This is a genomic window from Microvirga terricola (genome assembly GCF_011777495.1).
GTDB lineage: Bacteria > Pseudomonadota > Alphaproteobacteria > Rhizobiales > Beijerinckiaceae > Microvirga > Microvirga terricola.
The window spans coordinates 556595-580128 of record NZ_JAATJS010000001.1; the positions used below are offsets into that span (position 1 = coordinate 556595).

A 23534-nucleotide genomic window follows, 5' to 3' on the forward strand; every position below is an offset into this window, starting at 1 on the left:
TTCAGACGTGGCGGCGCACAGCGAAACGGTTCGTGGCGGCGACGATCGATTCGGTCATGCCCGGATCACGCGCATCATGGCCGGCCTCGCCGACGACGATGAGTTCACTCCCCGGCCAGTGCTCCTTGAGCCGCCAGGGCGTGATGAGCGGACCGCCGATGTCCACGCGGCCATGGATCAGAACGCCAGGAATACTCGCGAGACGGCCCGCGTTCCGCACCAGAATCCCGTCCACCAGCCAACCTCTGTGGCGCCAATAATGTGTGACGAGGCGGGCGAAGCCCAACCGGAACGCCGCTTGCTCATAACGGGGATGGGGCTTGTGGTTAGGATGAACCGCGACGATGGCCATTTCCCAATTGCACCAGTCCCGCGCCGCCTTTTCGTGGACCGCAGGATCGGGATTCATGAGCAAACGATGGTAGCCTTCGACAAGGCAGCCGTCGCGTTCCGCCTCCCGGACACCGTCGCGAAGGCGGGCCCAAGCTTCGGGAAAGAACATGCCGACGCCGCGCGTGATCCAATCGATCTCCGAGGCTGACGTGAGGGCGATGCTGAAGAGCACCATCTCGGTCACACGATCAGGGTGACGTTCGGCATAGGCCAGCGCCAGCGTCGATCCCCATGATCCGCCGAGCACCAGCCACCGCTCGATTCCGAGATGCTCCCGCAGCCGTTCGATATCGGCCAACAGATGAGCGGTGGTGTTGGCGGACAAATCGATGCCGGGCTCGCTCGCATGCGGCGTGCTTCGACCGGATCCGCGCTGGTCGAACAGAACGATGCGATAGGCGTCAGGATCGAAGGACCGTCGCGCGCCGGGAGTACAGCCGGAGCCGGGCCCGCCGTGCAGAACGAGCGCGGGCTTGCCCTCAGGATTGCCGCAGATCTCCCAATAAATGCGATGCCCGTCGCCGACATCGAGCATGCCAGCGTCATGGGGTTCGATTTCTGGGTAAAGACCGGTCATTTTCGAAGCGTCTCAGGGGCCGCTCTCGTCAGTCAGCCAAAAGCCCCGCCAGAGCCTTCGGGTCCACGTTGCCGCCGCTCACAATGATGCCGACGCGCTTGCCGGCGGTGGGAACGACACCGTTCAAAACCGCCGACGCCGCAAGGCAGCCGGTGGGTTCGACCACAATCTTCATGCGCTCGAAGAAGAAGCGCATCGTGTCCACCAGCATTGCGTCGGTGACGGTCACCATGTCCGTCGCCAGAGCGCGGATAATAGGGAAGGTTTTTTGGCCGAGAGAGGGAGTCTGTGCGCCGTCGGCGATGGTTTTCGGCACGCCGATTTTGACGATAGAGCCGGTCCGAAAAGATTGCTGGCCGTCATTGCCCGCTTCCGGCTCGACGCCGAAAATGCGGCAGTTTGGCGAAAGCGCCTTTGCCGCCAATGCCGAGCCGGCGAGCAGACCGCCGCCGCCGACACAAGCCACGAGCATATCGAGGGGACCAACCTCTTCGATCAGTTCCTTGGCGGCCGTGCCCTGCCCGGCGATCACGTCGTTGTGGTCATAAGGTGGGATCTGGGTCAGGCCGCGCTCGGTGGAGAGCCGTCGGCTGATCTCTTCGCGGTCGTCCTTGTAGCGGTCGAAAAGCACGACCTCCGCGCCATAGGCCTTCGTCGCCGCGATCTTCAGGGGCGGCGCATCCTGTGGCATGATGATGACGGTCGGCACGGATTGCAGCTGGCCCGCATAGGCGATGGCCTGGGCATGATTGCCCGAGGAGAAGGCCACGACGCCGTATTTTCTCGCATCGCCCGAAAGCCGCGCAATGGCGTTATAGGCCCCGCGGAACTTAAAGGCCCCTCCCCGCTGCAGGTTCTCGGCCTTGAAGAACAGCGTCGCGCCGGTTTTCGCGTCCGCCGTGCGTGACGTGAGCACGGGCGTGCGATGGGCGATTCCCTCGATCCGCCCGGCGGCAGCGACCACGTCCTCATACGTCGGAAGGGCGGGGTTATCTTGACTTTGTGCGCTCATGGTCTTCCCTGCCCAACCCTTTGATAAATAAGATTTTTCGCGCTTACGGATTCAGCCGGCGGCAGAGGCCGTCGAGCTGCTCCAGGGTCTTGTAGCGAATGCGCAATTCGCCGCCGTCGCCCTTGTGGTCGATGGTGACGGCAAGGCCCAGCACGTCCTGCAGCGCCTTTTCGAGGGCGCGGGTGTCGGGGTCCTTTGCCGGCTTCGGCTTGGCCGATTTCGTCTCGAGCTTGGAAGGCTCGGCGTTATCGGTCTGCGCGATCTCCTCGACCTGGCGTACGCTCAGGCCCGCGCTCATGATCTTTTTGGCGACGCCGAGTGGATCCTTCACCGCCAGGAGAGCGCGACCGTGGCCCGCCGTGATCTGGCGGTTGACCAGAAGCGTTTTCACCGAATCCGGCAAGTCGTTGAGACGCATCATATTGGCGATATGGCTGCGGCTCTTGCCAATGATCTTTGAGAGATTGTCCTGCGTGTAGGAAAACTCGGCCATCAGGCGCGAATAACCCAGCGCCTCTTCGATGGGGTTGAGGTCCGCGCGCTGGACGTTTTCGAGAATCGCGTATTCGAGCGAGGTCTTGTCGTCGATATCGACCACGACGATCGGCACCTCATGCAGGCCCGCGACCTGCGAAGCACGCCAGCGCCGCTCGCCCGCCACGATTTCGTAAGCATCCGCCTTGTTCGGCACGGGACGCACGACGATGGGCTGGATAATGCCGCGATCCTTGATGGACTGCGCCAGCTCCTGCAGCTCGCCATCCTCAAAATGCTTGCGCGGGTTGCGCGGGTTGGGGCGCAAGAACTCCACCGGCACCTTGCGCTGGCCCTTGCCGCCGCCGCGCTCGACCGTGCCGATCTCGTCGCCGACCTCCCCGATCAGCGCCGCCAATCCCCGACCCAAACGCGACTTACCTTCTTCTGCCATCGGTTTTCTCAATTGCTTTGACTTTTTAACTGTCACGCGGCGCGCAAGGCGCGCTCGCGCTGAATGATTTCGGAAGCGAGTCGAAGATAGGCCTGCGAGCCTGCGCATTTCAGGTCGTAGAGCAGCACCGGCTTGCCGTGCGACGGCGCTTCCGACACACGAACGTTTCGCGGGATCATCGTCTCGTAAACTTTGTTGCCCATGAACTCGCGCACGTCGGCCACCACCTGGCCTGCCAGGTTGTTGCGCGGGTCGAACATGGTCAGCACCACGCCGTGGATCGACAATTGCGGGTTCAGGGCCGAGCGGACCTGTTCGACCGTCTTGAGCAACTGGCTGAGGCCTTCCAGCGCGAAAAATTCGCATTGGAGCGGCACCAGAACGGCGTCAGAGGCCGTGAGCGCATTGATTGTCAAAAGATTTAGCGAAGGCGGGCAGTCGATCAAAACATAGGTAAAGGGATCGCTTACCTCACCGCCCATCAGAGCCTCGATGGCCGAGCGGAGCCGGTGCGCGCGGTTGCGCTCGCTGGCGATCTCCAATTCGATGCCCAACAGGTCGAGAGTCGAGGGCGCCACGAAGAGGCGCGGCACCACCGTCTCGGTGATGGCCTCGGCCAGCGACGCTTCGCCGGCGAGCACATGATAGGTGGAGACGCTGCGGCTCTTGCGGTCGATGCCAAGGCCGGTCGACGCGTTGCCTTGAGGATCAAGGTCGACAATCAGGACCTTCTCGCCGATGGCGGCAAGGGCCGTGCCGAGGTTGATGGCTGTCGTCGTTTTGCCGACGCCGCCCTTTTGATTGGCGAGCACCAGAATGCGGGGCTTGCCCGGACGCGTTCCGGCTTCGGATCCGCTGGGGTCGGTGGTCATGACAGGCTCTCGATGGAGGTGATACGAACGATCCTGGCCTCGGAATCGGTCCGGCTTGGCAGGATCTCTGCCTCGAATGTCCACGATTCCCGCGCCTCGGTCAATTCCGACTCGACCTCCCGGCCCTTCGGAAACAGGCCAGTTGTCCCCGCTTTCAACAATGGTTCAGTCCATTCCAGAAGTTTGGTTAGCGAGGCGAGTGCCCTTGCGGAAACCACATCGGCGACGCCGACGAAATCCGGAATGACTGTCTCGATCCGCGCCTCGTGCACCTTGGCGTGGACCCCGGTCAGCCGGGCGATGTGACGGAGGAAGGCGCATTTGCGCGAATTGCTCTCGACCATGTGGACGGTGAGGCCGCGCTCGAAACCGGCGATGGCCAGCACCAGCCCGGGAAAGCCCGCCCCCGATCCGAGATCGAGCCAGGTCCGTGCCTCCGGTTGAAGGTCGAGAAGCTGGAGCGAGTCGACAATGTGTCGGTCCCAGATGTGATCAAGGGTGCCCGGCCCGACCAGGTTCTTGATCGCCTGCCAGCGGCGCAATTCGCTCGCGAGAAGGGAGAGCCTCTCCTCTGTTTCACGTGAAACATCGAAGGGCGCGAGAAGGTCCGCAGTGGTGGTCATGAGGCAAAGGCATCCATGTCGGGTGTCGTCCGCGCGGCATGCTTCTTGGCGTGCGCAGCGAGAAGGGTCAGCGCGGCGGGCGTAATACCCTCGATGCGGGCCGCCTGCCCCAAGGTCTGCGGGCGCACCAGATCGAGCTTGGCCTTGATCTCGTTCGACAGGCCGGGAAGACTCTGGAAGTCGATGCTCTCCTCCAACACCACGCCCTCATCCCGGCGATAGGCGGCGATATCCGCCTTCTGCCGGTCGAGATAGACCGCGTAGGTCGCGTCGGTTTCCAGCCGCTCCTTGACGGGGGCCGGCACGGAGGCCAATTCCGGCCAGACCGTCACCAGCTTCTCCCAGCCGATATTGGGATAGGACAGGAGCTGATAGGCGCTGCGCCGGATGCCGTCCTGATTGAGCTCGAGGCCGTATCGGGCAGCCTCTTTCGGCGTCACCGCCAGGGCCTGGAGCTGCACGGTGGTGCTGCGGATAGCCTCCTGCGAGGCCGCAAAGTGGGCCGCGCGCTCGGCACCGACGCAGCCAATATCGAGCCCTCTGCCCGTCAACCGCTCATCCGCATTGTCGATGCGCAGGCTCAGGCGATATTCCGAGCGCGAGGTGAACATGCGGTAGGGTTCGCTCACGCCGCGGGTCACGAGATCGTCGATCAGCACCCCGATATAGGATTCCGCCCGGTCGAAGACGACGCCATCCTGACCGGCCGCCCGGCGAGCGGCATTGAGGCCCGCGACCAAACCTTGCGCTCCGGCCTCCTCATAGCCCGTCGTGCCGTTGATCTGCCCTGCCAGAAACAGCCCCCGCACGGCCTTGGTCTCCAGGCTCGGGGTGAGGTTGCGCGGGTCGACATAATCGTACTCGATCGCATAGCCCGGCTGGATCATGCGGACCTTTTCGAGGCCGGGGATGTGAGGCAGCAGGCTCAGTTGCACGTCCTCCGGCAAGGAGGTTGAGATGCCATTGGGATAGACGGTGATGTCGTCGAGCCCTTCCGGCTCCAGAAAGATCTGATGCCCATCCCGGTCCCCGAAGCGCACCACCTTGTCCTCGATGGAGGGGCAATAACGCGGACCCCTTCCCTGGATGTCGCCGGAATACATCGGCGCGCGGTGCAGATTGCCCCGGATCAGCTCATGGACCGGCGCAGTGGTGCGGGTGATGCCACACTCGATCTGCGGCACGGTGATTTTGGAGGTCAGGGCCGAGAACGGCACCGGCTCGTCGTCGGCGGCCTGCTTCTCCACCGAGGCCCAATCGATGGTGCGGCCGTCGAGGCGGGGCGGCGTGCCGGTCTTCAAACGCCCGAGGGTGAAGCCGAGCCGCTGAAAGGTCTTGGGGAGACCGAGGGACGGGCGTTCGCCCATCCGCCCCGCCGGAATCTTGCGCTCGCCGATATGGATGAGGCCGGAGAGAAACGTGCCGGTGGTGAGCACCACGGCCCCGGTCTCAAGTCGGCGGCCATCGCTCAGGAGCAGGCTTGTGACCCGGCCGTCCCGGACCAGAATGTCGTCCGCCTCGCCCTCGACAATGGTCAAGTTGGGTGTCTGCGCCAGCTCAGCCTGCATGGCGCGGGCATAGAGCTTACGGTCGGCTTGGGTACGGGGGCCGCGCACGGCGGGGCCTTTGCGGCGGTTGAGCAGGCGGAACTGGATGCCCGCCTGGTCGGCAATGCGCCCCATCACGCCGTCGAGGGCGTCGATCTCGCGGACCAGATGTCCCTTGCCGAGACCGCCGATGGCCGGGTTGCACGACATGGCCCCGATGGTGGCGGCCTTGTGCGTCACCAACGCCGTGCGCGCGCCCATGCGCGCGGCAGCGGTCGCGGCCTCGGCACCGGCATGGCCGCCGCCGACAACGATGACATCGAATCGATGAATCATGGAAATCTCCGAGACAGGGCTGTAGGGCCTGTCGGGGTCGCGGTCAAAAGGGCAAAATGTTTCACGTGAAACATCGCCGGTCGCGGGCGCGTTCTGCACATCCTGTCCACATCCTCTCCGCTGCTTATCGACTCCCTCTCCCACCCTTGCGAACAGAGATAGGCACAGCCGGTTCGCCGCCTATTTCCCGATACAGAAACTCGAAAACAGGCGGTCGAGCATATCTTCCACATCGACCCGTCCCGTAATCGCACCGACCGCGCGGGAGGCGAGGCGCACTTCCTCGGCGATCAGTTCGGCAGGTTCGTCGAATTCCAACATCTCCATCGCCCGGATCACGGAGGCATGGGCCCGCTCCAGCGCCCGGCGATGGCGCTCCCGGGTGAGCAGGGCCTCGCCCTGCCCTAACGCCGCCTCGGCCTCCTTCTCCAGAAGACCGATCAGCTCCGGCAGCCCCTCCCCTGTGGCGGCGGAGACGACAAGATCGCAATCGTGTCGGACCAGATTCAAATCCGCTTTGGTCCCAACCCGCAGGAGTCGGCGCGCCGATGGCGGCTCACCGGCCCCACCCTCGGGCGGCAGGAGCCAGAGCACCACGTCCGCCGCCTCGGCCCGAGCCCGGGCGCGGGCGACGCCCTCCTGCTCGATCACATCTCCGCTCTCGCGAAGCCCGGCCGTATCCACGATGACTACCGGCAGGCCGTTGAGGTCGCAATGGACCTCGATCACGTCGCGGGTCGTGCCGGCAATCGGGGAGACGATGGCGACGTCGCGCTTGGCCAGCATATTGAGCAAGGTCGACTTCCCCGCATTCGGCGCACCGGCGAGAACGACGGTCAGACCTTCGCGCAGGCGCTCACCGGAGCGGTTCGCCAGCACCCGGCCCAGCTCTTCCCCCAGCACCTTGAGGCGGCGCAGGATGTCGGCCTCCAGACCCTCGGGCACATCGCCCTCATCGGAAAAGTCGAGGCTCGCTTCGATCAGGGCGAGTACTTGCAGAATGTCCTCACGCCAGCCCTCGGCCGCGTTGCCGAGGCGACCTTCGAGCTGGAGCAGGGCCTGACGACGCTGCCCCTCGGTCTCGGCGTCGATGAGGTCGGCGAGCCCCTCGACCCGGCTGAGGTCCATCCGTCCGTTGAGAAAGGCCCGGCGGGTGAACTCCCCGGCCTCCGCCGCGCGGCAGCCGTTGAGCGACCCGAGGACGCGCAGCACCGCGGCGCGGGTCGCCAGTCCACCATGGATATGAAGCTCGGCCTGATCCTCGCCGGTAAAGCTGTGCGGCCCCGGCATCCACAGCACGAGAGCCTGATCGAGCGGTTCGCCGGAGGCCGGGTCCCGCAGAAGACGAACAGAAGCGCGCCGGGAATCGGGCACCGATCCGGCCATCGTCTCGAGGATGAACCGACTTCTTGCGCCACTGAGCCTGACGATCGAAACCGCCGCCCGGCCATAACCGGACGCGATGGCGAAGATGGTGTCATCCGAACGCATGAGCATGAACCTAAACGGGTTGAGAATACTTTAACGCAAAGCGGCTTAACGATCGGTTCAGATCCGAGTCGTTCGTGATCGAAGACAGCCCGAGCCTCGGAGCGAACCATGAATCGCCTCGAACACGCCTCCTCCCCCTACCTGCTCCAGCACAGGGACAATCCCGTCGAGTGGTGGGAATGGGGCCCGGAGGCTTTGGCCGAGGCCGAGCGTACGAACCGCCCGATCTTCATCTCCATCGGCTACGCGGCCTGCCATTGGTGCCACGTGATGGCCCATGAGAGTTTCGAGGACCCGGGCGTGGCCGCGGTCATGAACGAGCTCTTCGTCAATATCAAGGTCGACCGGGAAGAGCGCCCCGACGTGGACCATGTCTACATGACCGCGCTCCACCTCTTGGGCGAGCAGGGCGGCTGGCCGCTCACCATGTTCCTGACGCCCGAAGGCGAGCCGTTCTGGGGCGGCACTTACTTTCCGAAGGAGCCCCGCTTCGGACGCCCCGGCTTCGTCGCCGTGCTGCGCGAGATCGCCCGCATTTACCGCGCCGAGCCGGAGAGGATCACCAAGAACACCGAAGCGCTAAAGCATCACCTCGCCAAAACCGCCCGCGGCGAGGGCGGAAGCCTTGGCTTGGACGACCTCGATACCCTCGGCCAAAAGCTCACCACGGTCATGGACCCGCAGAACGGCGGCCTGCAGGGCGCGCCCAAATTCCCGAACCCACCGATCCTCGAATGTCTGCTGCGCTATGCCCGCCGCACCGGCGATGAGCTTGCCCGCTCGCGCTTTCTTCTGACCATGGAACGGATGGCGCTCGGCGGCATTCACGATCACCTCGGCGGTGGCTTTGCGCGCTATGCGGTGGATGAGCGCTGGCTCGTGCCGCACTTCGAAAAGATGCTCTACGACAACGCGCAGCTTCTCGAGCTTTTTGCTCTCGCTTTCACCGAGACCGGCCGCCCCCTCTTCCGCGACGCGGCCGAGGGCATCGTCACCTGGCTCAAACGGGAGATGACCCTTCCGGGTGGTGCCTTCGCTGCAAGCCTCGATGCGGATTCCGAAGGCGTCGAGGGCAAGTTCTATGTCTGGAGCCTGGCCGAGATCGTCGAGGTTTTGGGTGACGAGGACGCCGCGTTCTTTGCCAAGTTCTATGACATCACCGGCGAAGGGAATTGGGAGGAGACGAACATCCCGAACCGGCTTCTCTCGGGAGAGGCGGATCCGGAGACCGAGGCGCGTCTCGCCGGGCCGCGGCAAAAACTTCTGGGGCGCCGTGCTACGCGCATCCGCCCCGGTCTCGACGACAAGGTTCTGGCGGACTGGAACGGGCTGATGATCTCAGGCCTTGTCCGTGCCGCCCTGCTCCTCGACCGACCGGCATGGATCGGCCTCGCTCAAAAGGCCTATCGTTTCATCGCCGAATCGATGACACGCGACGGTCGGCTCGGCCATTCCTGGCGCGGCGGCGCGCTGATCTATCCAGGCTTCGCCCTCGACCACGCCGCCATGATGCGCGCAGGCCTCGCCCTCTATGAGGCGACGGGGGATGAGGCCTATCTGCGGGATGCCAAAGCCTGGCGCGATGTGCTGCTTGACGCCTTCCTCGTCGAAGACACTGGCCTTCTGGCCATGACCGCGCGCGACGCCGACCCGCTGGTGGTCCGCCCGCAGCCGACCCATGATGATGCAGTGCCGAACGCCAACAGCGTTTTCGCCGAGGCCCTCGTGCGCCTCGCACAGCTGACCGGTGCGAAGGAGGACCGCATCCGTGCTGAAAACATGCTGACGCATTTGAGCGCCATCGCCGGCGCGGCACCGCTTGGCCATACCGCGATCCTCAATGCGCTCGATCTCCATCTGCGGGGCTTGAGCATTCTGGTCACGGGAAACAACGCCGAAGCTTTGCATGAGGCCGCGCTCCGCCTCCCCTATCTCGATCGCAGCGCGCGCTGGCTACGCGAGGGCGAATTGCTGGACACGAACCATCCGGCGAAGGCGCTCGCCGCTGCCACCCACGAACCCCAAGCCCTCATCTGCGCCGGGATGCATTGCTCGCTTCCCGTGGACGATCCGGCAGCGTTCAAGGTGCGGGCGGCCGAGATGCTCGCGGCCCGATAGTCAGGCTAAGCCGGCATTTCGCGCGATCACGCGTGCCAGGGCCGACCAATCGGAATCGCCCTCGCCTTGCGCGATCCCGGCCAACAAGTTGTCTTTCACGAGACTGGCGACAGGCATGGGCACCGTCTTCGCCTCCGCCGCTGCGAGAGCGAGGCGAATGTCCTTCAGCCCAAGGGACATTTTGAAACCGGCGGGCTCGTATTTTTCATCCGCGATCAGCGTGCCGTAGGTCTTGTAGATCGGGGCGGAGAAGAGTGTTTCGGTGAGGATCTCAAGAAAGCGATGGACGTCGACGTCCGATTTGCGGATCAGCGCAAAAGCCTCGCCTAGACTCTCCAGCACGGAGGCAATCAGGAAATTACCGGCGAGCTTCACCACGTTCGCCTGAGGCTGCTTCTCGCCGACGACAAAAGTCCTTTGCCCCATCGCATCGAAGAGCGGTTGGCTGCGGGTGATGAGGTTTTCCGGTCCCGCCGCCATGACGAATAATTTTCCTGCGGCCGCCGCATCCGGGCGTCCGAAAACCGGCGCGGCGAGAAAGGCGCGGCCGGCCTCGTCGTGCATCGCGGTCAAGCGTTCGGACAGCGCCACGCTGATCGTGCTCATGGAGATGTGGACAGTGTCAGGCCGGAAAGCGGAAAGAAGATCGCCTCCGACAAAGAGATCTTCGACCGCCCGATCGTCCGCGAGCATGGTGACGACTACATCGCCCCCGCAAGCATCGCCGGGTTTGTCCGCCACCGCCGCGCCCTCCGCCACGAGCACTGACGCCTTGCTGCGTGTGCGGTTATAGACGACGAGGCGATGTCGGGCCTCCAAGAGACGTCGCGCCATGCCCTCGCCCATAGCCCCAATCCCGATGAAACCCACATCCATGGTTCGCTCTCCCGACACAGGGTGCGGAACGCCTGACCGTCTCCGACCTTCATGTCATGCGTGGAGACGCAGACATGTTCCTCTTCTTCTCGAACCGCGTGGGATGTCTCGGATCTTTGTTGATCTCGGCAGTCCTGACGCTGATCGTGCTGTGGCTGATGGGCGTCTTTCACACATGAAAAAACCCCACCCTCCGCATGGAGGATGGGGCTGAATGTCGGAACCGGATGTTTCGGCCGTTAGGTGTTCATCGAATCGAAGAACTCGGCGTTCGACTTGGTCTGGCGCAGCTTGTCGAGCAGGAACTCGATGGCGTCCACCGTGCCCATCGGGTTGAGGATGCGGCGCAGCACGTACATCTTCTTGAGCGTGTCGGACGCCACCAGCAGCTCTTCCTTGCGGGTGCCGGAGCGGGTGATGTCGATGGCCGGGAAGGTGCGCTTGTCGGCGACCTTGCGGTCGAGAATGATTTCCGAGTTACCGGTGCCCTTGAACTCTTCGAAGATCACTTCGTCCATGCGCGAGCCGGTATCGATCAGCGCGGTCGCGATGATGGTGAGCGAACCGCCCTCCTCGATGTTGCGCGCGGCACCGAAGAAACGTTTCGGACGCTGCAGGGCGTTGGCGTCGACACCGCCGGTCAGCACCTTGCCGGATGACGGCACGACGGTGTTGTAGGCGCGGCCGAGGCGGGTGATCGAGTCGAGCAGGATGACCACGTCGCGGCCATGCTCCACGAGGCGCTTGGCCTTTTCGATCACCATTTCGGCGACCTGCACGTGGCGCGAGGCCGGCTCGTCGAAGGTGGAGGCCACGACCTCGCCCTTCACCGAGCGCTGCATGTCGGTCACCTCTTCCGGGCGCTCGTCGATGAGCAGCACGATGAGGTAGCATTCCGGGTGATTGGTGGTGATCGACTGCGCCACGTTCTGCATCAGCACGGTCTTACCGGTGCGCGGCGGCGCGACGATCAGTGCGCGCTGGCCCTTGCCGATGGGCGACACGATGTCGATGACGCGCGGCGAATAATCCTTCTTCGTCGGGTCGTCGATTTCGAGCTTGAAACGCTCGGTCGGGAAGAGCGGCGTCAGGTTGTCGAAATGAACCTTGTGCCGGATCTTCTCCGGGTCTTCGAAATTGATGGTGTTGACTTTGAGCAGGGCGAAGTAGCGCTCGCCCTCCTTCGGCCCGCGGATCGGGCCGTCCACCGTGTCGCCGGTGCGCAGGCCGAATTTGCGGATCTGGCTCGGGGAAACGTAGATGTCGTCCGGGCCGGGCAGGTAGTTGGAATCGGCCGAGCGGAGAAAGCCAAAGCCGTCCTGCAGCACCTCGACGACGCCGGCGCCGATGATCTCCACCTCGCGGGCGGCAAGCTGCTTGAGGATGGCGAACATGAGCTCCTGCTTGCGCATCGTGCTCGCGTTCTCGACCTCCAGCTCTTCGGCGAAAGCGATGAGTTCGGTCGGCGTCTTGGATTTCAGGTCTTGAAGTTTGATTTCCCTCATCGGGGAACACTCTCGGGTAGGTTCGCGGGCAGGAAGGAGAACTGATCGCGGGGAGGTCAAGGGGAACGTTGGACAGGGCCACCCAGTTCACGAGGTGTGACTTGGAGGACACGGGAACGACCCGTGCGGCGCAACCTGTTCTTTGAGGAAGGGAAGACCCTTCTAGCTCTTTCTAAGGTGAGTCTCAAGGCCCCACCGCCGGGATTGGGGATTACGCCTTTCGGCTCAGCTTGCCGGACGGACCCAGACCCTGAGATCGCCAATGGGCGTCAATCCGGCCCCGCATGAGGCGATCAGATCCTCGCCGCGCTCGTATCCGACAAGCGGACATCCGGGAAAGACATGGGCGGCAAGCCGCGCCAATTCCAGCCGTATTCCTTCGTTTTCTGAAGGCGGCGCGAAGATGTTCGAGAGGCCGACGACCCCTGCCCCGCGATTCAAAATGCCGCCGCTCATCATCACGCCGTCGCGCACTGAGAAGGCGAAGGCGATATCGGGCTCGCGTAGAAGCAGTGGGTCGAACAGCCGCAGGAGCAGGTGCGAGTCCGGCCCGGCCCACGCCTTTTCCCACGCAGCCAATTCCTCCTCGCTTTTCACGATGGAGAGGGAGTTTTTGGTGGCGTCCTTGGCGAACAGAGGATCGCGAAAAAGCCAGCGCGCTTCGAACAGCGTCTTAAATCCCGACGGCGACAGATCGAGGGCGCAAAAGCTGTCCTTTACCGCAAAGCCGCGATCACCGTTCTGGCCGATGAGATCGGCGATGCGGTCGACCTGCCCTAGCGCATCGCCGGGCTCGAGCGTTACCGCATCGGGATAGAAGGGCGGCGTGCCGTGCCGGTTGAGCCAGATCGCGGAGTGAAATTCGCCCGGTTTGCCGTGAGCCCGACACACCGCATCGCACCACAGGGCGTTATTGCGCGCGGCGGCTGCGGTGCGGTCGTGCATTATTGGCGCGTCAGAACGGCTTCACGATCACGAGGATGACGATGCCGATCATCAGCACCGTCGGGACCTCGTTGAGCATCCGATAGAATTTCGCCGGCCGGACGTTCGCATCGGCAGCGAAAACTTTCACGGTCTTCGAGAGAGATCCGTGCACGCCGGAGAGGATCAGCACGAGCAGGATTTTGGCGTGGAGCCAGCCGGACGAGATCCAGCCGCCCTGCCAGATCAGAATGAGACCCAAAACCCAGGTCGCGATCATGGCAGGGTTGATGATGGCCTTCAGGAGCCGCCGCTCCATGACCTTGAAGGTTTCGGACTGGATTGAGCCTTTCGGCGTGTCGCAATGATAGACGAAGAGCCGCGGCAGATAGAGCATACCTGCCATCCAGGCGATGACCGCGATGACGTGGAACGCCTTGATCCAGAGATAGAGCATTTTTTAGGCCCCCCTCACGCGGGCGATCAGCTGCGCCACGTGATCCGTCGGCGTTTCCGGCAGGATGCCGTGGCCGAGATTGAAGATATGCGGACGTCCGCGCACGGCGGACAGGATGCGGTCGATACCGTTCGTTAGAGCTTCGCCGCCTGCAATCAACGCCAGCGGATCGAGATTGCCCTGCGTCGCAACGGTCTTGGGAAGCGTCGGCAGCACCTGGGCCGGATCGAGGGTCCAGTCAAGAGCGAGCGCATCGCCCACCCCTGCGGCGGCAAAGCGCGCGAGATGCGATCCGCCTCCCCGCACGAAAACAATCGCCTTCGCCTGCGGCCGCGCCGCCTTGAGGCCGGACACGATCCGCCGGATCGGATCGAGCGACAGGGTATCGAAGAGCGCGGGCGGCAAGGCCGCGCCAAAGCTCTCGAAAATCTGGACGGCTTCGGCGCCGGCATCGATCTGGCGAATGAGATAGGCGGTCGAGGCCTTAACCAGCCGGTCGATGAGAGCGGCCATGAAGGCCGGATCGCGATAAGCGGTCAGCCGGGCGGGAGCCTGGTCCGGCGTGCCCTTGCCCGCGATCATGTAGCTCGCGACCGTCCAGGGTGCACCGCAGAAGCCGAGAAGCGTCGTTTCACGCGGGAGCGAGGTGCTCAGCCGGTCGAGGGTCTCGAAAACCGGATCGAGATGCTCCAGCGGGATCTCGTCCTTGAGCTGCTTGAGATCGGCAAGAGAGGTAATCGGATCGAGCTTCGGTCCCTCGTTCTCGACGAAGCGGACCTCCTGGCCCAACGCATGCGGGATGACGAGAATGTCGGAGAAGAGGATCGCTGCATCGAAGCCGAAGCGGCGGATCGGCTGAAGCGTTACTTCCTCGGCAAGCCTTGGGTTGTAGCAGAGATCCAGAAACGAACCGGCTTGAGCGCGCGTTGCCCGGTATTCCGGCAGATAACGTCCGGCCTGACGCATGATCCAGATCGGAAGCGGCCAGACCGGCTCGCCGTTCAGCACACGTAGGATCGCTTTGGTGGGACGTTCGCTCACAGGCCCTCTCTTAAACTTAAATTCTTTGAATCTAGAATCTGTTGTTTCTCTTGGGCCGTGAATCGCAAAGCCGCAACCCCGTCCACAGCCGGTCCACATCGCTCGGCTGCTTACCATTCGTTAGGGAATGTGTCGCGCCTGCCTTAATCCTTTCCAAATTCTTAAAGTTTAACAGATCGTTAACGCGAGCTTGACAGATTTCGGTCACATTTGGGGAGTCGATTCGTGCCGGATTTTCCCAGCGTGACGATTCCGTGACCCCACACAGACGAGCCCTGTTGATCGCCGGCCGGGGAGTCCACAGGCCCCCCTCTCTGGACCTCGGCTTGGAAGCCAACTATCCACATTCATCGACTCCTTGTCCGGGAGAACCCTCGTGGGGCGCAGCTACTTCCATCTCCATCTCGTCTCGGACTCGACCGGCGAGACCCTGATCACCGTCGCCCGCGCCGTCGTCGCGCAATACGAGGGGATTGCGGCCATCGAACATGTCTATCCGCTGGTGCGCTCCCCGACGCAGCTCGACCGCGTGTTGAGCGAAATCGAGGCCGCGCCCGGCATCGTGCTCTATACTCTTGTCGAACGCGATCTGGCGGAAAGGCTGGAGGAAGTCTGTCGCAACACGGGCTCGCCTTATCTCTCGGTGCTCGAGCCGGTGCATACCTTGCTGCAATCCTATCTCGGTGCCGCCTCCACGGCCCGGCCCGGTGCGCAGCACATGCTGAACGCGGAATATTTTAAGCGCATCGACGCGATGAATTTCACGCTTCTCCATGACGACGGGCACCTGCCCCAGGACATGGACGACGCGGATGTGATTCTCGTCGGCGTCAGCCGTACCTCGAAGACGCCGACCGCGATCTATCTCGCCCATCGCGGCATGAAGACCGCCAATATTCCGCTCGTTCCCGGCGTTCCGCCGCCATCCGTTCTGGAAACGACGCGACGCGCGCTGATCGTCGGGCTCGTTGCGACCCCGGAGCGCATCGTTCAGATCCGTCAGAATCGGCTGTTGAGCCTGAATGCCGACGACGACACATCCTATGTGGACCGCGACGCGGTGGCCGAAGAAATCGCCGCTTCGCGGCGACTCTTTGCGCGTCACAACTGGCCAATCATTGACGTGACCCGGCGCTCCATCGAGGAAACGGCGGCGGCGATCCTCGATCTCTATCGCGACCATCGCCTGCGCTTCATCGCGGAATGACCGGCATGACCTCGCTCTGGATCGGCGGCGCGCCGCTTCTTCTCGCCTCGACGAGCCGTACCCGCCGCGCGCTTCTCGAGAGCGCGGGGATTCCCATTGAGACGCAATCACCCGGAATCGACGAGCGCGCCGTGGAAGCGGCAGCGATGGATTTGCCGCCCCTCGACCTTGCCCGCCGGCTTGCCTCCGAGAAATCGCTCGCCGTCAGCCGCGCTCATCCGGAGCGGATTGTGCTCGGGGCCGATCAGGTTCTGGATTGCGGGGATAAGGTCTTTCACAAACCCGTCGACCGCGCCGCCGCGCGTCGTCAGCTACAAGCGCTGAGCGGGCGGACTCACCGGCTGCATTCTGCCGGTGCACTGGCGAAGGGCGGCGAGATCGTCGCGGGTTTCGCCGTCATCGCGCATCTGACCATGCGCGCGTTGGATGACGACGCCATCAATCTCTATCTCGATCTTGCCGGCCCCGAGGTTTTGAACAGCGTCGGCGTCTATCATTACGAAGGCCTCGGCGTTCATCTCTTCGAGCGGGTCGAGGGCGATCATTCGACCATTTTGGGCCTTCCGCTCCTGCCGCTTGTCGCCGCGTTGCGGCGGCTTGGTTATCTTGCTTTCTAAGGACCTTTCCGCATGAAAAAGGCCTTCGTCGTCGGCCACCCGATCAAGCATTCCCGCTCGCCGTTGATCCACGGCCATTGGCTTAAAACACATGGGCTTGAAGGCTCCTATGAGCGGATCGATGTCGCTCCTGCCGATTTTCCCGCCTTTCTGAAAACCTTCGCCGCTCAGGGCTTTGCCGGCGGCAACGTCACGATCCCGCATAAGGAAGCAGCCTTTCTCGGTGTCGACCGGCGAACGGAGCGGGCGGAGCGATTGAAGGCCGTTAACACGCTTTGGGTGGAAAACGGCGTGCTGTGGGGCGACAACACGGATGTTGTCGGATTCATGGCCCATCTGGATCAAAGCCTGGGGACAGGTTGGGAGCAAGATGTGGATACCGCCCTCGTCATCGGCGCCGGCGGCGCGGCACGCGCTGTCGTGGCGGGGCTGCAGGAGCGTCCGATCCGCCGCATCCTCATCGCCAACCGCACCGCGTCGAAGGCCGCGGAACTCGTGCGCGATCTTGAAGGACCCGGCGCGCGCCTCGAGGCGCTGCCGTGGGACGATCTCTCTTCCGCGGTCGAGGCCGCTGGCCTCGTCGTCAACACCACGTCGCTCGGCATGACCGGCCAGCCGCCGCTTGTTCTCAATCTCGCAAACGCCCGCGCGGACGCCATCGTCGCGGATATCGTCTACGTTCCGCTGACGACCCCCCTTCTCGCGGCGGCGAAGGAGCGCAATTTAAGAACCGTCGACGGGCTTGGCATGTTGTTGCATCAGGCGGTGCCCGGCTTTGCCCGCTGGTTCGGTGTCACACCGCAGGTGACGCCGAGCTTACGTGCCTTGATCGTGGCGAATATCGAGGGCCGATCATGACCTTCATTCTGGGACTCACGGGCTCGATCGGTATGGGCAAGTCGGCGACGGCGAATGCCTTCCGGCGACTCGGGGTTCCGGTTCACGATGCGGATGCCGCCGTTCACAAGCTCTATTCGGGCCGCGCCGCGCCGCTCATCGAAAAGGCCTTTCCGGGAACGGTGACCGATGGCGTCGTCGACCGGGGCAGGCTTGGCGCTGCCGTGCTCGGAAATCCCGAGCAGTTGAAAAAACTCGAAGCTATCGTCCACCCGCTGGTGCGAGAGGAGGAAGAGGCGTTTCTCGACCATGCCTCCGCCCTTGCCTCCGTGGCGGTGCTCGACATTCCGCTGCTGTTCGAAACAGGCGCCGAAAAACGCTGCGATGCAGTGCTGGTGGTGACGGCACCGGCCTTCCTGCAACGCGAAAGAGTCATGCGGCGGCCCGGCATGACTGAGGAAAAGTTCGCAGTCATTCTGGACAAGCAGATGCCGGACGCCGAAAAACGAGCGAGATCTCATTTCCTCGTGGATACGAGTCGCGATTTCTTTTCCGCCGAGGAGCAGGTGAGATCGATCCTTGCCTGTCTCGCGGCCCGTCCGGGACGAGTCCGGCACAAGGTGAACAAGGTTTAAGGCATCCTGCGGCTCTGCCGATAAGGGATGCGACGGGGGTGTCGTTAGAAATGCTGCGCGAAATTGTTCTCGATACCGAAACCACCGGCACCGAACACGCCTCCGGCGACCGGATCATCGAAATCGGTTGTGTCGAGCTTCTCAACCACATCCCGACGGGCAAGTTCTATCACGTCTACATCAATCCGCAGCGAGCGGTCTCTGCCGGCGCTCTTGCGGTGCACGGGTTGAGCGACGAATTCTTGGCGGACAAGCCGGTCTTTTCCGCCATCGTCGAGGAGTTCTTCGAATTCATCAGCGGCGGGCGGCTCGTCATTCACAACGCGGCGTTCGACGTAGGCTTCATCAATGCGGAATTCGCCCGCACCGGCCATCCGCCAATCGCGCTTAACGATGTGGTCGACACGCTCTCGATGGCGCGGCGCAAGCATCCGGGTGCTGCGAACAATCTCGATGCGCTCTGCTCGCGCTATGGCATCGACAATTCCAAGCGCACCAAGCACGGCGCGTTGTTGGACGCGGAAATTCTCGCCGAGGTCTATATTGAGCTCATCGGCGGCAAGCAGGTCGGTTTCGATCTCGCGATGAAGCCTTCCGCTCGCGGCGGCCCGGTTCTTCAAACGGATGCGGCCGCACCCCGGGAGGTGCGGCCGCGAACCATTCTGTCACGTTTGACCGAGGCTGAGAGAGAAGCCCATCAGGCGTTCGTCGAAGCGCTCGGTCCCAACGCTCTCTGGCGCGAGTATATCGCCGAGAGAACGCCGGATCAGGAAAGCGTCTGACCGGCGCTCGACTGCTGCATTTCGGCAGCGCGCTGGCGATAGAGCGCGACGAAATCGATCGGGTCGATGTAGAGGGGCGGGAAGCCGCCGTTGCGCACCGCATCCGCCACGATCTGACGGGCGAACGGGAAGAGCAGGCGCGGGCATTCGATCATCACGACGGGGTGAATCTGATCGGCCGGGATGTTCTGGACGCGGAAGACGCCCGAATAGGTCAACTCGAAAGCGAAGAGAACGTCCTTGCCGCCGATCTCGGCCTTGCCTTCCAGCGTCAGGTCGACCTCGAAATCGGTCTCGGCGAGCTGCTTGGCGTTCACGTTGACCTGCAGGCTGATTTGCGGGCCTTCGGCCTGCGGCTGCAGGGAGCGGGGGGCGTTGGGGTTCTCGAACGAGAAATCCTTGCAGTATTGCGCAAGGGCGTTCAGCGCGGGCATGCTGCCGTCCTGCGCTCCGTTGTTTGCCGGGTTGTCGGCCATGTTCATGCTCCGAAGTGAATAAAATCGGTCGAGCCCGGGCAGCACGCTTTGGGAAAGGCGCGGGATCGGCAACGGGCCGTGGACCTCCGCGCTACCACGCTTCCGTCCCACGAGGCAAGATTTGGGCCTCTCCCTCGCCTTGTCGAGCCGGAAGGTGGATGTTACGACCCTCGAACCCCATATGCGAGACATCACTCCTTTCGCATGGGCGGGCGGAGCCTGGCCGATCATGAGCCGGGCAAGGGCAGGCCGATAACGGATCGACGATGCAGGATTCCTTCGACATCACGACCCTCATTTTCATTGTTCTCGCGATTTTCGTGATCTGGCGCCTGCGGTCGGTGCTGGGCCAGAAGACCGGGGGCGAGCAGAATCCTTTCGATTCCTTGCCGCGACGCGACGCCTTCCGCCCCGGCAACGTCTCCGCCGAGCAGGACAATGTGGTGCCCCTGCCTGGGATGAACGGCGGCCCCGCCGCTGCAGAGGTTCCTGCCGCCGAGCGCTGGAAGGGCATTGCCGAGCCTGGAACGGCAATGGCCCGCAATCTCGACGAGATCGCGCGCCTGGAGCCTTCTTTCGACGCCAACGTCTTCCTGGAGGGCGCGAAGGCGGCCTATGAAATGATCGTCACGGCTTTCGCGCAAGGCGACCGCCGGACGCTCAAGGATCTCCTCTCCAAGGACGTCTATGACGGATTCGAGCGCGCCATCACCGAGCGCGAACGCCGGGGCGAGAAGGTGGAAACCACCTTCGTGTCCATCGACAAGGCCGAGATCGCCGGAACCGAGATGTCCGGCAAGACCGCCCAGATCGTGGTGCGGTTCCTCTCCAAGCTGATCACCGCGACGCGCGACGCCTCCGGCGCCGTCGTGGACGGCAGCCCGGATACGGTCGCCGACGTGACCGATGTGTGGACCTTCGCCCGCTCGCTCGGCAGCCGCGATCCCAACTGGCAGCTCGTCGCGACCGAATCGGGGCAATGAGGCATGTCGGACGGGGCGTTCTCAGCAGCCTCGCGGTCGGTTGCGTCGCTGGTTGTTTCGCTTGGGGCCTGACCATGTCCGCCGACGCTTCCTCGCTCACGGGCAAGGCGCGCCTTGAACCTGTGCCCTTCTCGGCCCTGTCGGGCTGGGAACAGGATGATCACGCCGCGGCTTTCCAGGCCTTTTTGCTCTCTTGCCGCTCGCTTACCACGCAGGATCCGGCGCTTCGGCCCGCGCAAAAACCGAAAGCCGATTTGCTCAAAGTTTGCCGCAAGGCGCTCGATGCGGGGGCTTCCCTCACCCGGGACGAAGCCCGGCGGTTCTTCGACACCCATTTTCAGCCCTTTTCCGTCATCCCGGTCACGGGCGAGGGTTTTCTGACCGGTTATTACGAACCTGAATTCTGGGGCTCCCGGGAAAAGACGGCGATTTACTCCGTGCCGCTCCTCGCCCGCCCGGACGATCTCGTCACGATTGCACAAGGCGAAACCCTGCCGGGGTTGCAAGCGGGGCTTCAGGCCGCCCGTCGAACGCGCAACGGTTACGAGCCCTACTCCGACCGTGCTGCCATCGAGGATGGAGCCCTAGGATCGAAAGCGAAGCCCCTCGTCTACCTGCGCGAGCCGGCAGAGGCTTTCATCATCCATGTGCAGGGTTCCACCCGTATCCGGCTGATCGACGGTTCCGTCATGCGCCTCGCCTATGCCGGGCGCAACGGCCACCCTTACACCTCTATCGGCAAGCTGTTGGTGGCGCAGGGGGTCATGGATCTCGAATCCATGACACTCGAAAAGCTCATGGGCTGGCTGAAGGACAATCCCGAACCGGCCCGCGCGCTGATGCGCCAGAACCGCTCCTACATCTTCTTCCGCGAGGCGGATGAGCTGTCGCCGGAGCAGGGACCCATCGGCGGGGCGGGTATTCCGCTCGTTCCGGGCCGGAGTCTTGCGGTGGACCGCTCGCTCTGGGCCTATGGCCTGCCCTTCTGGCTCGACGGGCAATTGCCGCTCAGTCTCGACACCGCCGAGCCGCTGCAGCGGCTCATGATCGCGCAGGATACGGGTTCTGCCATTGTCGGCCCGGCGCGGGGCGACTTCTTTTTCGGCAGCGGCGAAGCGGCGGGAACGCGGGCGGGCCTGCTGCGCCACCCCACCCGCTTCGTGGTGCTCCAGCCCAAATCTCGCACATGACGAAGCGCCGCCGCCAGCTCTCGCCGGAGGAGCGTCGCCTCTGGGCCCATGTGGCACGCGAGGTCAAGCCGATGAAGGGCAGGACCCTGCCGCCGGAGCCCGAGCCGGAGGAAAAACCTGCCACCGCACCCGCTCCCGACATCGTATTGCCGTCCTCTCCGCCGCGCGCCGCGCCGGTCAAGCCCGCCATGCCGCCCCTCGCGCCTGTCGAGCGCAAGACGCTTCAGGCCCTGCGGCGTGGCACGAAGGCCGTGGACAGCGTCATCGACCTGCACGGTATGCGCCAGAGCGAGGCTCATATGGCGCTCTTCGGCTTCCTTCACCGGGCGCAGACCTCGGGCCAGGGCATCGTCCTCGTCATCACCGGCAAGGGCGGCGTCTCCGCCTCCCCCTTCGATGAGCGCGGCGTGCTGCGCCGCATGGTGCCGCATTGGCTGCGTCTGCCGGAATTGCGCGCCGTGGTGATCGGCTTCGAGGAGGCCTCTCCCCAGCATGGCGGTTCCGGGGCACTCTATGTCCGGCTGCGCCGCCGGCGCGGCGCGGGATGACTTTGATGACCCCCTTTGGCGAAAAGGTACGGCAGCTTCGCCGCGAGCGCGGATTGATGTTGAAGGACATGGCCGCGCATTTGGGTGTGTCGAGCGCCTATCTCTCGGCGCTCGAACGTGGCGACCGCGGCAAGCCGACCTGGACGATGATCCAGGGCGTGCTGCAATACTTCCACATCATCTGGGACGAGGCCGACGAGCTGACGCGCCTTGCCGATCTCTCCGATCCGCGCGTCAAGATCGATACGGCAGGCGCGGATGCCCGCGCGACCCTGCTCGCCAACCGCCTCGCCCGCGAAATCCGCAACCTGTCCGGCGACGATCTCGATAGGATTCTCTCCATCCTCGACGTGGCGCAGGAGCGGACGCGGCGGTCTGAGTAAGAGACGGCACCTTGACCGCCCGCGCGGCGGATGCGAAAGCGCCCCTTTGTTTCAAAACCCGGTTTCCCATGTCCCAGAATCGCATCGACGTGCTCACGCTCGGCAACGCCATCGTTGACGTGCTCGCCCATACGGATGAAGCCTTCCTCGTCGCCAAGAAGGTGCACAAGGGCGCCATGCAGCTCATCGATGAGGCGCGGGCCGAGGAGCTTTATGGCGACATGGGCCAGGCCACCATCGTCTCCGGCGGCTCGGCGGCGAACACCGCGGCCGGCGTCGCCTCGCTCGGCGTGAAGGCAGGCTTCATCGGCAAGGTGAAGAACGACGAGACCGGCCGTCTCTTCGCGCACGATCTGAAAAACATCGACGTGCATTACGACGTGGCCTTCGCCGAGGACGGCCCCGCCACCGCGCGCAGCTTCATTCTGGTGACGCCGGACGGCGAGCGCACCATGAACACCTATCTCGGCGCGTGCCAGAACCTTACGCCCGACGACATCAACGAAGCGACCATCCGCGCGTCTTCCATCGTCTATCTCGAGGGTTATCTCTGGGATCCGCCGGCGGCAAAGGAAGCTTTCCGCAAGGCGGTGAAGGTCGCCCACCAGGCCGGCAACAAGGTCGCGCTCACGCTCTCCGACGCCTTCTGCGTCGACCGTTATCGTGACGAGTTTCTGGGCCTCATGCGCGACGGCAGCCTCGACATTCTCTTCGCCAATATCCATGAATTGCAGAGCCTCTACGGCACATCCGATCCGGACAGCGCGCTCGCCGCGCTCCGCGACGAGAAGCTCTTGGGCGTCGTGACCCGCTCGGCGGATGGTGCGATGGTCGTGAGCCGCGGCGAAACCCGCGCGGTCAAGGCGTTCCCCGTCGACCGGGTGATCGATACGACCGGCGCGGGCGATCTTTTCGCCGCCGGATTCCTTGCCGGTCTCACGCAGGAACTCGACCTCGTCGAATGCGCCCGCCTCGGCGGCCTCGCGGCCGCAGAGATCATCAGCCATCTCGGCGCGCGGCCGCAGGCCGATCTGCGCGATCTCGCGCGACAGGAAGGTCTTTTGCCTTAAGCCCGGTTTCCACTTGTTCTGATCATGTTTCGGGTTTTCTTGGCCGCATGATCCGGGCGAACAACCGGTTTCCACTTATTCTGATCATGCTCTAAGAAACAGGATC

At 63.7% G+C, this 23534-nt stretch carries 24 protein-coding genes; 11 read left to right on the forward strand and 13 right to left on the reverse strand.

What is annotated here, in order from left to right; translation table 11 throughout:
- Position 1: 1 nt before the first annotated feature.
- The 7 genes from pip to mnmE form a co-directional block, all read right to left on the reverse strand.
- Positions 2 to 970: a prolyl aminopeptidase gene (pip, locus tag HB375_RS02680; RefSeq protein WP_167671398.1), complete on the reverse strand. Its 969-nt coding sequence runs from the start codon at positions 968 to 970 to the stop codon at positions 2 to 4.
- A 28-nt stretch (positions 971 to 998) separates the two neighbouring features.
- Positions 999 to 1982 carry a threo-3-hydroxy-L-aspartate ammonia-lyase gene (locus HB375_RS02685; RefSeq protein ID WP_167671399.1) on the reverse strand — a complete coding sequence of 328 codons (984 nt, stop codon included), beginning with the start codon at positions 1980 to 1982 and terminating at the stop codon, positions 999 to 1001.
- Between the two features lie 43 nt (positions 1983 to 2025).
- Entirely contained in the window at positions 2026 to 2910 is an 885-nt protein-coding gene (locus HB375_RS02690) for a ParB/RepB/Spo0J family partition protein (RefSeq protein WP_167671400.1), read from the reverse strand.
- A 32-nt stretch (positions 2911 to 2942) separates the two neighbouring features.
- Positions 2943 to 3782: a ParA family protein gene (locus HB375_RS02695; RefSeq protein ID WP_167671401.1), complete on the reverse strand. Its 840-nt coding sequence runs from the start codon at positions 3780 to 3782 to the stop codon at positions 2943 to 2945.
- Complete coding sequence (gene rsmG, locus HB375_RS02700) at positions 3779 to 4405, reverse strand: 16S rRNA (guanine(527)-N(7))-methyltransferase RsmG (protein WP_167671402.1); 627 nt, start codon at positions 4403 to 4405, stop codon at positions 3779 to 3781. Before rsmG ends, HB375_RS02695 begins: the two co-directional genes overlap by 4 nt.
- A complete protein-coding gene (mnmG, locus tag HB375_RS02705) occupies positions 4402 to 6288 on the reverse strand; it encodes a tRNA uridine-5-carboxymethylaminomethyl(34) synthesis enzyme MnmG (RefSeq protein ID WP_167671403.1) in 1887 nt (628 codons plus the stop codon). The genes rsmG and mnmG overlap by 4 nt, the downstream gene beginning before the upstream one ends.
- 180 nt (positions 6289 to 6468) lie before the next feature.
- Entirely contained in the window at positions 6469 to 7779 is a 1311-nt protein-coding gene (gene mnmE, locus HB375_RS02710; RefSeq protein ID WP_167671404.1) for a tRNA uridine-5-carboxymethylaminomethyl(34) synthesis GTPase MnmE, read from the reverse strand.
- Between the two features lie 108 nt (positions 7780 to 7887).
- On the opposite strand from mnmE, the gene HB375_RS02715 reads away from it, so the two are divergent.
- Positions 7888 to 9897 carry a thioredoxin domain-containing protein gene (locus tag HB375_RS02715; RefSeq protein ID WP_167671405.1) on the forward strand — a complete coding sequence of 670 codons (2010 nt, stop codon included), beginning with the start codon at positions 7888 to 7890 and terminating at the stop codon, positions 9895 to 9897.
- On the opposite strand, the gene HB375_RS02720 is transcribed toward HB375_RS02715, so the two are convergent.
- From HB375_RS02720 to hemE, 5 genes are all read right to left on the reverse strand, one after another.
- Positions 9898 to 10773: an NAD(P)-dependent oxidoreductase gene (locus HB375_RS02720; protein ID WP_167671406.1), complete on the reverse strand. Its 876-nt coding sequence runs from the start codon at positions 10771 to 10773 to the stop codon at positions 9898 to 9900. It lies immediately after the preceding gene.
- 239 nt (positions 10774 to 11012) lie between these two features.
- Positions 11013 to 12278: a transcription termination factor Rho gene (rho, locus tag HB375_RS02725; protein ID WP_167671407.1), complete on the reverse strand. Its 1266-nt coding sequence runs from the start codon at positions 12276 to 12278 to the stop codon at positions 11013 to 11015.
- A 225-nt stretch (positions 12279 to 12503) separates the two neighbouring features.
- A complete protein-coding gene (locus HB375_RS02730; protein ID WP_167671408.1) occupies positions 12504 to 13223 on the reverse strand; it encodes a hypothetical protein in 720 nt (239 codons plus the stop codon).
- Between the two features lie 10 nt (positions 13224 to 13233).
- Positions 13234 to 13659, reverse strand: a complete 426-nt coding sequence (gene hemJ / locus HB375_RS02735) for a protoporphyrinogen oxidase HemJ (RefSeq protein ID WP_167671409.1) — start codon at positions 13657 to 13659, stop codon at positions 13234 to 13236.
- A gap of 3 nt (positions 13660 to 13662) precedes the next feature.
- Entirely contained in the window at positions 13663 to 14700 is a 1038-nt protein-coding gene (gene hemE, locus HB375_RS02740) for a uroporphyrinogen decarboxylase (RefSeq protein WP_343232338.1), read from the reverse strand.
- Positions 14701 to 15076: 376 nt separating this feature from the next.
- On the opposite strand from hemE, the gene HB375_RS02745 reads away from it, so the two are divergent.
- Genes HB375_RS02745 through dnaQ form a run of 5 tightly spaced genes read left to right on the forward strand, consistent with a single transcriptional unit; the run spans position 15077 to position 18778 of the window.
- Positions 15077 to 15907, forward strand: coding sequence for a pyruvate, phosphate dikinase/phosphoenolpyruvate synthase regulator (locus HB375_RS02745; protein WP_167671411.1), 831 nt, complete (start codon positions 15077 to 15079; stop codon positions 15905 to 15907).
- Positions 15904 to 16524, forward strand: a complete 621-nt coding sequence (locus tag HB375_RS02750) for a Maf family protein (protein WP_167671412.1) — start codon at positions 15904 to 15906, stop codon at positions 16522 to 16524. Before HB375_RS02745 ends, HB375_RS02750 begins: the two co-directional genes overlap by 4 nt.
- Before the next feature lie 12 nt (positions 16525 to 16536).
- A complete protein-coding gene (locus HB375_RS02755; RefSeq protein ID WP_167671413.1) occupies positions 16537 to 17382 on the forward strand; it encodes a shikimate dehydrogenase in 846 nt (281 codons plus the stop codon).
- Positions 17379 to 17996: a dephospho-CoA kinase gene (coaE, locus tag HB375_RS02760; RefSeq protein WP_167671414.1), complete on the forward strand. Its 618-nt coding sequence runs from the start codon at positions 17379 to 17381 to the stop codon at positions 17994 to 17996. Before HB375_RS02755 ends, coaE begins: the two co-directional genes overlap by 4 nt.
- Before the next feature lie 50 nt (positions 17997 to 18046).
- Entirely contained in the window at positions 18047 to 18778 is a 732-nt protein-coding gene (gene dnaQ / locus HB375_RS02765) for a DNA polymerase III subunit epsilon (RefSeq protein ID WP_167671415.1), read from the forward strand.
- Here dnaQ and secB read toward each other — a convergent pair.
- A complete protein-coding gene (gene secB / locus HB375_RS02770) occupies positions 18763 to 19254 on the reverse strand; it encodes a protein-export chaperone SecB (RefSeq protein ID WP_167671416.1) in 492 nt (163 codons plus the stop codon). The genes dnaQ and secB overlap by 16 nt on opposite strands.
- Positions 19255 to 19520: 266 nt before the next feature.
- On the opposite strand from secB, the gene HB375_RS02775 reads away from it, so the two are divergent.
- The 5 genes from HB375_RS02775 (at position 19521) to HB375_RS02795 (ending at position 23428) form a co-directional block, all read left to right on the forward strand.
- On the forward strand, positions 19521 to 20237 hold the full coding sequence (locus HB375_RS02775; RefSeq protein WP_167671417.1) for a Tim44/TimA family putative adaptor protein: 717 nt from the start codon (positions 19521 to 19523) through the stop codon (positions 20235 to 20237).
- A gap of 74 nt (positions 20238 to 20311) precedes the next feature.
- Entirely contained in the window at positions 20312 to 21427 is a 1116-nt protein-coding gene (mltA, locus tag HB375_RS02780; RefSeq protein WP_246728294.1) for a murein transglycosylase A, read from the forward strand.
- Complete coding sequence (locus HB375_RS02785) at positions 21424 to 21975, forward strand: Smr/MutS family protein (RefSeq protein ID WP_167671419.1); 552 nt, start codon at positions 21424 to 21426, stop codon at positions 21973 to 21975. Before mltA ends, HB375_RS02785 begins: the two co-directional genes overlap by 4 nt.
- A 5-nt stretch (positions 21976 to 21980) precedes the next feature.
- Complete coding sequence (locus HB375_RS02790) at positions 21981 to 22358, forward strand: helix-turn-helix domain-containing protein (protein WP_167671420.1); 378 nt, start codon at positions 21981 to 21983, stop codon at positions 22356 to 22358.
- Between the two features lie 68 nt (positions 22359 to 22426).
- Entirely contained in the window at positions 22427 to 23428 is a 1002-nt protein-coding gene (locus HB375_RS02795) for an adenosine kinase (protein WP_167671421.1), read from the forward strand.
- The last annotated feature ends 106 nt before the right edge of the window (positions 23429 to 23534 follow it).